The 9,291-nt window shown below is 70.5% G+C and carries 10 protein-coding genes and 4 tRNA genes; 7 read left to right on the top strand and 7 right to left on the bottom strand.

Annotated elements, in window-relative coordinates; all coding sequences use genetic code 11:
- Positions 1-33: 33 nt before the first annotated feature.
- From FNH05_RS23980 to FNH05_RS23995, 4 genes are all read right to left on the bottom strand, one after another.
- Positions 34-108: transfer RNA gene (locus FNH05_RS23980), tRNA-Val, on the bottom strand.
- 1 nt (position 109) lies between these two features.
- Positions 110-180 (bottom strand) — tRNA-Cys (locus FNH05_RS23985).
- Between the two features lie 28 nt (positions 181-208).
- Positions 209-281 (bottom strand) — tRNA-Gly (locus FNH05_RS23990).
- 114 nt (positions 282-395) lie between these two features.
- Positions 396-821, bottom strand: coding sequence for an SsgA family sporulation/cell division regulator (locus FNH05_RS23995; RefSeq protein ID WP_144590971.1), 426 nt, complete (start codon positions 819-821; stop codon positions 396-398).
- A gap of 386 nt (positions 822-1,207) precedes the next feature.
- On the opposite strand from FNH05_RS23995, the gene FNH05_RS24000 reads away from it, so the two are divergent.
- Positions 1,208-1,279: transfer RNA gene (locus tag FNH05_RS24000), tRNA-Val, on the top strand.
- Between the two features lie 361 nt (positions 1,280-1,640).
- Here the strand turns inward: FNH05_RS24000 and FNH05_RS24005 are convergent.
- Positions 1,641-2,555: an RNA polymerase subunit sigma-70 gene (locus FNH05_RS24005; protein WP_246127915.1), complete on the bottom strand. Its 915-nt coding sequence runs from the start codon at positions 2,553-2,555 to the stop codon at positions 1,641-1,643.
- Positions 2,552-2,956 carry a VOC family protein gene (locus FNH05_RS24010; RefSeq protein ID WP_144590973.1) on the bottom strand — a complete coding sequence of 135 codons (405 nt, stop codon included), beginning with the start codon at positions 2,954-2,956 and terminating at the stop codon, positions 2,552-2,554. Before FNH05_RS24010 ends, FNH05_RS24005 begins: the two co-directional genes overlap by 4 nt.
- Before the next feature lie 133 nt (positions 2,957-3,089).
- On the opposite strand from FNH05_RS24010, the gene FNH05_RS24015 reads away from it, so the two are divergent.
- Both FNH05_RS24015 and FNH05_RS24020 read left to right on the top strand, forming a co-directional pair.
- Complete coding sequence (locus tag FNH05_RS24015; protein ID WP_144590974.1) at positions 3,090-3,581, top strand: pyridoxamine 5'-phosphate oxidase family protein; 492 nt, start codon at positions 3,090-3,092, stop codon at positions 3,579-3,581.
- Positions 3,582-3,623: 42 nt separating this feature from the next.
- A complete protein-coding gene (locus tag FNH05_RS24020) occupies positions 3,624-4,277 on the top strand; it encodes a PIG-L deacetylase family protein (protein WP_144590975.1) in 654 nt (217 codons plus the stop codon).
- On the opposite strand, the gene FNH05_RS24025 is transcribed toward FNH05_RS24020, so the two are convergent.
- The gene (locus FNH05_RS24025) at positions 4,249-4,806 is read right to left on the bottom strand and encodes a dTDP-4-dehydrorhamnose 3,5-epimerase family protein (RefSeq protein WP_144590976.1); all 558 of its coding nucleotides are present in this window, start codon (positions 4,804-4,806) and stop codon (positions 4,249-4,251) included. The genes FNH05_RS24020 and FNH05_RS24025 overlap by 29 nt on opposite strands.
- Before the next feature lie 47 nt (positions 4,807-4,853).
- Between FNH05_RS24025 and FNH05_RS24030 the strand changes: the two genes are divergently transcribed.
- The 4 genes from FNH05_RS24030 to FNH05_RS24045 all read left to right on the top strand — a co-directional run bounded on the left by FNH05_RS24030 (position 4,854) and on the right by FNH05_RS24045 (position 9,265).
- Positions 4,854-5,939, top strand: a complete 1,086-nt coding sequence (locus FNH05_RS24030; protein ID WP_144590977.1) for a class I SAM-dependent methyltransferase — start codon at positions 4,854-4,856, stop codon at positions 5,937-5,939.
- 217 nt (positions 5,940-6,156) lie between these two features.
- The gene (locus tag FNH05_RS24035) at positions 6,157-7,422 is read left to right on the top strand and encodes a class I SAM-dependent methyltransferase (RefSeq protein WP_144590978.1); all 1,266 of its coding nucleotides are present in this window, start codon (positions 6,157-6,159) and stop codon (positions 7,420-7,422) included.
- On the top strand, positions 7,419-8,231 hold the full coding sequence (locus tag FNH05_RS24040; RefSeq protein ID WP_144590979.1) for a glycosyltransferase family protein: 813 nt from the start codon (positions 7,419-7,421) through the stop codon (positions 8,229-8,231). Before FNH05_RS24035 ends, FNH05_RS24040 begins: the two co-directional genes overlap by 4 nt.
- A complete protein-coding gene (locus FNH05_RS24045) occupies positions 8,228-9,265 on the top strand; it encodes an NAD-dependent epimerase/dehydratase family protein (RefSeq protein ID WP_144590980.1) in 1,038 nt (345 codons plus the stop codon). The genes FNH05_RS24040 and FNH05_RS24045 overlap by 4 nt, the downstream gene beginning before the upstream one ends.
- The last annotated feature ends 26 nt before the right edge of the window (positions 9,266-9,291 follow it).

Consider the following 9,291-nt stretch of genomic DNA (forward strand, 5'->3'; position numbering starts at 1 on the left):
CCCCTGGACCTGCTGGTCAGGGGGCTTTGGGGGTGGTGCGCGATACTGGGATTGAACCAGTGACCTCTACCGTGTCAAGGTAGCGCTCTCCCGCTGAGCTAATCGCGCGAGGTGGAGACGGGATTCGAACCCGTGTATACGGCTTTGCAGGCCGCTGCCTCGCCTCTCGGCCACTCCACCGTGTGACAGGCCCGAGTAGGCCTCCCCGAGCGGACGACGGGATTCGAACCCGCGACCCTCACCTTGGCAAGGTGATGCGCTACCAGCTGCGCTACGTCCGCGTTACCTCGACTTCGTTCCGGTGTTTCCGTCCCGTCGTCGTGGTGTGGCAAAACCATATCCGACCCGGGAAACGACGATCGCAGGGGGGTCCCCTTAGTGATCGCTCCGGCGCATCAGCCCAGATCGTTGGGGATGAGGTGGGTCAGCGCGTCGTCCACGTCGACCCACAGGTGCTCGTTGCCGGGGAGCACGACGTCGTAGGTGCGGTCGAGGAAGTCGGCCAGCTCCTGCGCGGAAGCTTCGAACATGGCGTGGCCCGACGGCGAGTTCAGCTCGATGAGCACCGACTCCGGGTCTTCGACCGAGGGGCGGATGCGGACATCGCCGTCGCCCGCCTCGGCGAGCAGTCCGTCGGCGAGCAGATCGCGGGCGAACACCCACTCGACCCAGCCGGCACGACCGGTCCGGAACGCCGCCACGACGGCGTAGGGGTCGCGCGTGTCGTAGCGCAGTTCCACCTTGACCGGCACCGCCGGAGTGCGGGGGGCCAGTAGATCGAACACCGCTGTCGAGCGGAGCGTCACGTGATCGTTACGCATCGTCTTACCTTTCATCTCCTTCCGCGGCCCGCTCGGCCGGGTTCTGCTGGTGTGACGCACCGGCGCCGCGATTCGCTCGCCGTCGGGGCCGGAATCACCCGGATGAGTCTCCGGCCCGTCGGGCAGGTTCGTCGCCGCACCTGTCCGGCTTCGGTGTCCGGCCACTGGCGGCCGGGCACCTACATACTGCTCGGTTTACTTCCCGAGCAACAGCATCCCCTCGACAACGCCGCAGGTGACATCGCTCGCGCTGCACCTGTCGGCAGGGCGGCTACCTCCTGGTTGTCCGCTCCGTGCGCGGCTGTGTGCGCACGGTGCGGCCCAAAAGACCACCCGTTTGTCAGAGCCAAAACGGCGTCCGCTAGAGTTCTTCTCGTACCGCACGGGGGCGATTAGCTCAGCGGGAGAGCGCTTCGTTCACACCGAAGAGGTCACTGGTTCGATCCCAGTATCGCCCACCCCCCGAGAAGCCCCGGGTTTGGGTCCGTATGCCACGGAGTCCAACCCGGGGCTTTCTTTCATTGTTCCGTGGGTTCTCTCCGGCTGCCGCGAAATCGGCCTTTTCCGGCCGTTGACCAGGCCTTCACTCAAGTCAGCCTGGCCTTGGTTCGAAAACCGGCGAACCGCCGAAACCGCAGGTCGGAGAGGGGTCGGCAAGATCGCGCGAACCCGTCGTCACCAGTCTGTGACCTTACGAAGTGTGTCCACCGGCACCGTGATCGCCGCCACTTGCGTAGTCGCGAGGGGGTCTTCCATGGCGGACGGGACCGCCGGTGAGTGCCCGGCGGTCCCGTTCCCGAATCCTCCCAGTGAGGGGTATCACAAAAAAAGTGGCAGGCCGAAGGCGGGGAACAACGCCGCCCCGAACGTGGTGATTTCGCTGATCAAACCGCCCTCGACCTGCAGGACGTCGAACTTGAACGCCCGGAACCGCCCGTCGCCGGGCCGCCGCAGGTAGCTCGCCGCGGTCGGCATCCGGTTCGCCGCCGAGGGCACCAACCGCCACTCGCCCTCGGCCGCCGCCCGGCCCAGCAGGGGGATGAGCGCCTCCACCCCGGTGAACACCGCCGGGCGCGGCGGCATGGCGATCCGCAGCCCGGGCGCCGAGATCGCCACCGCGGCCTCGGCATCGCCCCGTTCGTGCGCCTCGATGAACCGCGCCAGCACTGCGCGCTCGGTTTCGCTGGGCCCGGGAGAAGCCCAGTCGGTCCGCCGGGCCGGGAGACGCTCGCGCAGCGTGGTCCGCGCCCGCTGCAGGGCGCTGTTCGCCGCGGCCACGCTGGTGCCCAGCAGTTCCGCGGTCTCCGCGGCGGAGAAGCCCAGCACGTCCCGCGCCAGGAACGCCGCCCGCTGCCTCGCGGGCAGAGCCTGGGTCGCGGTGAGGAAGGCGAGTTCGATCGTCTCCCGGCTCACCGCGGCCGTGTCCGGCCGGTCGCCGCCGTCGGACGGCTCGTCCAGCAGGCGGTCCGGATACGGCTGCAGCCACGGCATCTCCGACAACGAGTGCGCGGGGTGCCGGGACCGGTCACGCAGCACGTCGAGGCAGACGTTCGTGGCGATCTGGTACAGCCAGGCCCGGAACTGCGTCCCGCTGAACCCCGAGCGGCCTCGCCACGCGCGCAGCATCGTCTCCTGCACGGCGTCCTCGGCGTCGTCGAACGAGGCCAGCATCCGGTAGCAGTGGACGTGCAACTCGCGCCGGTACCGCTCGGTCCGGCCGGCGAAGTCGTTCACGCGCCCTTGACCTGCTGGAGCAGCCAGCCGTTGCCGTCGGGGTCGCTGAAGGTGCAGAACGTCCCGTGGTCCCGGCCCTCCGGGTCCGGCCCCGGCACCTGCGCCCCGTCCTGGAAGTGGAACAACTCGCCGATCCCGACGCCGCGCCCCGCGAGTTCGCCGCGGGCGGCCGCGATGTCGCCGACCACCAGGTGCAGCCCCTGCACGGTGCCCGCCGCATCGGGATTGCGCATCAGGGAGACCGAGCAGGCCGAACCCGGCGGGGTGAGCTGCACCACCCGGAAGTCCTCGCCCGCGCGGAAGTCGATGTCGACGCCGAAACCGGCCTTGTCCTCGTAGAACGCCTTGGCCCGGTCCACGTCGCTCACGGGCAGCACGATCAGTTCCAGCTTCATGTCCATTCAGGCTCTCCTTGCGGTGTGCGCGGTCAGTACGGAGATTGAACGACGGCGGCGGGAAAACTCATCGGTGCCGCGACGACGGGGCCGCGGGGGCCGTCACGGCGACGAGCCACCGGGGCCCTATCCTGTGATCATGGTCACCTGGCGGGAGTTCACCGAGGCCGCGCCGCGGATCGCGGAGGTGTTCCTGCGCCGGCACGCGGCGGCGGGGAACCTGTGCCTGCTCGCCACGATCCGCTCCGACGGGTTCCCGCGGATCAGTCCCATCGAGCCCCGGGTGTTCGAAGACGAACTGTGGCTGGTGGGCATGCCGGGGACCACGAAGTTCGCCGATCTCGCCCGCGACCCGCGCTTCTGCCTGCACACCGCCACCGAGGACGCGAAGGTCGCCGAGGGCGACGCGAAACTGTGGGGCGTGGTGCGTGATGTCCACGACACCGCGCAGCAGCGGCGGTTCGCGCAGGCCCTGTTCGACGAGACGGGGTTCGACATCCGGGGCCGTGCCTTCGACCACTTCTTCGCCACCGACGTGGTGGGTGCCTCCTCCGCCGTGGCGGGCGCCGGTCATCTGGACATCACCATCTGGAAGCCCGGCGAGGCCGAGCGCGTGGTCCGCAAGCACTGATCCCCGCACCGGTGCGGTCACGCCGGGTTCTAGCCTGCTCGGGTGCTGAGTCTGGAACCTTCCGCCGTCGGGCGGGTCGCGCTGCTCGCCGCGCACTGTGACGATCTGGCCATCGGCGCGGGCGGGAGCCTGCTGACCCTGTGCGCGGCCCGGCCCGGGCTCGAGGTACACGCCCTGGTGCTCACCGGGGGCGGCACCGCCCGCGAGGACGAGGAGCTGGCCGCGCTGGCCGACTTCTGCGGCCCGGTGCGGCCGGAGATCACGGTGCTGGACCTGCCGGACGGCCGCCTGCCGGAACACTGGGGTGCCGTCAAGGAGGCGGTGAGCGCCCTGCGCGGGCGCGTGGCCGCCGACCTGGTGTTCGCGCCCCACCGGGGGGACCGGCACCAGGACCACCGGCTGGTCGCCGAGATCGCGCCCACCGTGTTCCGGGACCAGCTCGTGCTGGGCTACGAAATCATCAAATGGGACGGCGATCTCGACCAGCCTCCGGTCTACCAGCCGCTCACCGCCGACGTCGCGCGGCGCAAGGCGGAACTGCTGGCCAAGCACTACCCGTCGCAGCACGGCAAGGACTGGTACGACGAGGAGACCTTCCTCGCCCTGGCCCGGCTGCGCGGGGTGCAGCAGCACACCCGCTACGCCGAGGCCTTCCACGTGGACAAGCTCAGCCTCGATCTCGGCCGAGGGCGCTGAGCAGGGACCGCCACGACGGGGCCTGCGCGTCGCGGGGGCTGACCACCGTGACCGGCAGCGGCCAGTCGATCGCCAGGTCCGGGTCGTCGTAGCGGACGGCGATGTCCTCGCCCGGCTCGTGCGGCCGGTCGATGCGGTAGCACACGTCGGCGGTCTCGGACAGCGCCTGGAAGCCGTGCAGCATCCCCGCCGGCACGTACAGGTGCGTGAATTCCGTGTCGTCGAGACGCACCTGAAGACGGCGGCCGAAGGTGGGCGAATCCGGGCGGATGTCGATCACGATGTCCAAGATCACGCCGTGGGCGCAGCGGACCAGCTTCGCCTCGCCCCGTCCGGACCGGCCGTGCAGCCCCCGGATCACGCCCCGCCGCGAGCGGGACTGCGAGTCCTGGGCCGCCTCGCCCAGGTCGACCCCGTGTGCCCGCGCGATCGCGGCGTCGAAGGTCCGGGTGAACAGCCCGCGCTCGTCGTGGTGGGGGGTGGGCCGGAACAACAGCACGCCCGCCAGTTCGGTTTCCTCTACCTGCACCTAGATTTGCTCCGTTCGTCTCGTCCGGCCCGCCCCGTGGAGGAATCGTGCCAGCCTGCCGCGCCTGTGGTTCCCGTGCCGGGTGGCTCGTGCTCGATCTCGGCGCGCAGCCCCCTTGCGACCTGTTCCCGCCCGCGGGCGAGCCGGGACCGGATCCGGTGTTCCCGCTGCGCATGTGGCTGTGCGGGGAGTGTGCACTGGCGCAACTCGTGGAGGATCCGGGCACCCGGGAAGAACCCGCGGGGGTGGAGCCGCGCGCGCTGACCGAGCAGGCGGCCGACGCGGTGCGGCGGCTGCGGGAGGCCGGTCTCGTCCGCCCCGGCGCCACCGTCGCCGAGTACGGGAGCCCGCACGGGGGTTCGTGGCTCGGGCTGCTGCGAGCGGAGGGGATGCGGGATGCGGAGCCCGGGGCACAGGCGGATCTGGTGGTGGACGGCTTCGGGCTGATGCACGAGGCCCGGCAGCGGGAGGCGATGGCCGCGAGGGCATCCCGGGTCGCCCCAGGCGGCGCACTGGTGATGCAGTACCACTCGCTGGCCTCGATCCTCGCGCAGCGGCAGTGGAACGCCTTGCGGCACGGGCATTTCGCCTACTACTCGACCCCGGCCGCGATCGCACTGGCCGCCTCGGCGGGCCTGCATCCCGGCCGGAGCTGGACGTTCCCGCTCTACGGCGGCACCGTGCTGCTCGAACTGCGGCCCGAGCCCGGCACCGGGCCCGATCCGGCGACCACCGCCCTGCTGCGGGCGGAGGAGGCGGCCGGAGTACGCCGTGCCGGGGCGTTCGCCCCGCTGGCGCGGGAAGTGGCGGAAGGAACAGCCCGGCTGAAAACGCGCCTGGAAGCGTTTGCCGCGGCCGGGAAAAGGGTCACCGGATACGGGGCCGCTTCGCGTGCGGTTGTTTTGCTGCAGGCCGCGGGAATTGGTACCGGATTGTTGCCGGAGATCGTCGATATATCCCGCGCCAAACAGGGCAGGCGAATGCCGGGCAGCGCCATTCCGGTGTCCGGGCCCGGGGCGCTGCGCGAGCGGAAGCCGGACGCCGTGCTGCTGTTCGTGCCGGACCTCGCCGACGAGGTCCGGGAGGCCTTCCCGGAGCTGGCGGAGCCCGCCTGTGAGTGGCTGCTGGGCTGACTTCGTCATTCGGGTGACGACTCGTGGGTGATCGACTACCCACTGCGTGTAGGTTGCGCCGAGTGCCTCACTCGGTTCACCCGGATGCCCGTAACGCGAAGGGGTGATCCACCTATAGTCACGGTGACACCCGCGGTAGCGCCTGCGACGCGGGCGTCAGTGCGTGGAGCGGGACATCAGGGCTGCGGCAGCAGGGTCACAGGGGAGCAATGGCGGTATGTCCATCGAGGAACGGCAGTCATGCCGCTTGTGCCGGTCGCACGAGCTGGTCAGCGTGCTGGATCTGGGGGCGAGTCCGCCCTGCGAATCCTTTCTGTCCGAGTCGGAATTGACCGCGCCCGAGACGACCTACGAACTGCACCTGAGGGTGTGCGCGAATTGCCGCCTGGCGCAGCTCCCACCGCTCATCGATCCGGTGGCCACCTTTACCGAATACGCCTATTTCTCGTCGTTTTCCCACTCCTGGCTGGAGCACGCGGAGACCTTCGTCGCGGACGCGGTGGACCGCCTGGGGCTGGGCGGGGACTCCTTCGTCGTCGAGGTCGCCAGCAACGACGGGTACCTGCTGCGCAACGTGGTCCGGCGCGGCATCCGCTGCCTGGGCATCGAACCTTCGGTCAACGTGGGGGACGCGGCCCGCGAGGCCGGGGTGCCGACGCTGACCGCCTTCCTCGGCCCGGAGACCGGGGCCGCGGTGCGGGCCGAACACGGCCCGGCCGACCTCGTGGTGGCGAACAACGTCTACGCGCACGTGCCCGATCTGCTCGGTTTCACCCAGGGCCTGCGGGCGCTGGTCGCCGACGACGGCTGGGTGAGCATCGAGGTGCAGCACCTGCTCAGCCTCGTGCAGCTCAACCAGTACGACACCATCTACCACGAGCACTTCCAGTACTACACCGTCGCCACCGCCCAGGCGGCGCTGGCCACCGCGGGACTCGCGGTGGTCGACGTGGAGCGGCTGCCCACCCACGGCGGGTCGATCCGGTTGTGGGCCCGGCCGGAGGCGGTCGCGGGCGAGCCGGGGCCGCGGGTGCGCGAGACGCTGGCCGCCGAGAGCGAAGCCGGGCTGCACACCCTGGAGGGCTACCACGACTTCGCCCGCCGCGTCGGCGAAGTCCGGTTGGACCTGCTCGAGTTCCTGATCCGTGCCCGCCGCCGGGGGGAGCGCGTGGCAGGCTACGGAGCCCCGGGCAAGGGCAACACCCTGCTCAACCACTGCGGGATCCGGCCGGACCTGCTGCCGTACACAGTGGACCGCAACCCGTACAAGCACGGCCGCTACACCCCGGGCACGCGCATCCCGATCCACCCCATCGAGCGGATCGAGCAGGACCGGCCGGACTACGTGCTGGTGCTGCCGTGGAACCTGCGAGCCGAACTGACCCGCCAGCTGTCGTTCATCGCCGACTGGGGCGGCAGGCTCGTGTTCCCGATCCCGAGGCTGGAGATCGTCCTGCCGGAGCGAGAGGTGGTCGGCCGATGAAGGTGGTCCTCTTCTGTGGCGGTTACGGGATGCGCATGCGCAACGGGCCCGCCGACGACGTGCCCAAGCCGATGCAGCTGGTGGGCCCGAGGCCCCTGCTGTGGCACGTGATGCGCTACTACGCCCACTTCGGGCACCGCGACTTCGTGCTGGCGCTGGGCTACGGCGCGCGCCACATCAAGGACTTCTTCCTGACCTACACCGAAACCGCGTCGAACGACTTCGTGCTGCACAACGGGCAGGTCGAGCTGCTGTCCACCGACATCAGCGACTGGTCGATCACCTTCGTGCACACCGGAATCGAGTCGCCGATCGGGGAGCGGCTGCGGCGGGTGCGCGAGTACGTCGCGGGCGAGGAGATGTTCCTGGCCAACTACGCCGACGTGCTCACGGACGCCCCGCTGGACACGATGATCGACACCTTCGCCGCCAGCGACGCGGGCGCGTCGATGATGGTCGTGCCACCGCAGTCGAGTTTCCACTGCGTCGAGCTGGACGGCGGGCCGGACTCCGGCGCCAGCCGGGTGCGCTCGATCAGTTCCGCGAGCCGCCTGCCGGTGTGGGAGAACGCCGGGTTCTTCGTGCTGCGCCAAGAGGTCTTCGACCACCTTCCGGAAAACGGCGACCTGGTCGAGGACGCCTGTGGCACGCTCGCGGAAAAGGGCAGGCTGCTGGCCTACCCGTACCGCGGTTTCTGGCAGCCCGCGGACACCTTCAAGGAACGCGCCGCGCTCGACGCGGCGTACGAGAGCGGCGAGCGGCCGTGGATGTTGTGGGAGAAGCGGCGAACGGCGGGGACGAACGGATGAAGGTACTGCTGACCGGCCACCAGGGCTACCTCGGTTCGGTGATGGCGCCGGTGCTGCGCGCGGCCGGGCACGAGGTGTACGGGCTCGACTCGGGCCTGTTCGCCGAATGCGTGCTGGGGCCCACGCCGGACGATCCGCCGGGTACCCGGTCCGACCTGCGCACTGTCACCGCCGGGACGCTGGCGGGCATGGACGCGGTGGTGCACCTGGCGGCGCTGTCCAACGACCCGCTCGGTTCGCTCGCCCCCGAGCTGACCTACCGGATCAACCACGAGGCCTCGGTCCGGCTCGCACGGCTGGCCAAGGACGCCGGGGTGCGCCGATTCCTCTACGCCTCGACGTGCTCGGTGTACGGCGCCGCGGGCGACGGACTGGTCACCGAGGACGCCCCGCTGCGCCCGGTCACCCCGTACGCGGAGTCGAAGGTGCGGGTCGAGGACGACCTGCACGCACTGGCCGATTCCGGTTTCAGCCCGGTGTACCTGCGCAACGCGACCGCGTTCGGGTTCTCCCCGCGGCTGCGGGCCGACATCGTGCTCAACAACCTGGTCGGGCACGCGGTGCTCACCGGCGAGGTCCGGGTGCTGTCCGACGGCACGCCGTGGCGGCCGCTGGTGCACGCGCTGGACATCGCCGCCGCGTTCGAGGCCGCGCTGACCGCACCCGCCGGGGCCGTGCACGACACGGCGTTCAACGTCGGCACCGAGGTCAACAACCTGACGGTGCGCGAGATCGCCGAAGCGGTGACCACCGTGGTCGACGGCGCGAAGCTGGTGATCACCGGCGAGGCCGGGCCCGACCCCCGGTCCTATCGCGTCGACTTCTCGCGCATCCGGGCCGCGCTGCCGGGCTTCGAAGCCCGGTGGACGGTCGAGGCCGGCGCGCGCGAGCTCGCCGACGCCTACATCCGCCACGGGCTCACCGCCGCCGGCTTCGAGCAGCGGTTCACCCGGCTCGCCTGGCTGAAGGACCGGCAGAGCCGGGGAAGCCTGACCGCCGACCTGACCCCGCAGACCTTCCCCGCCGGAACCTGACCTCCGTCCGGGCATCTCTCCGGATG

Source organism: Amycolatopsis rhizosphaerae, assembly GCF_007713715.1.
GTDB lineage: Bacteria > Actinomycetota > Actinomycetes > Mycobacteriales > Pseudonocardiaceae > Amycolatopsis_E > Amycolatopsis_E rhizosphaerae.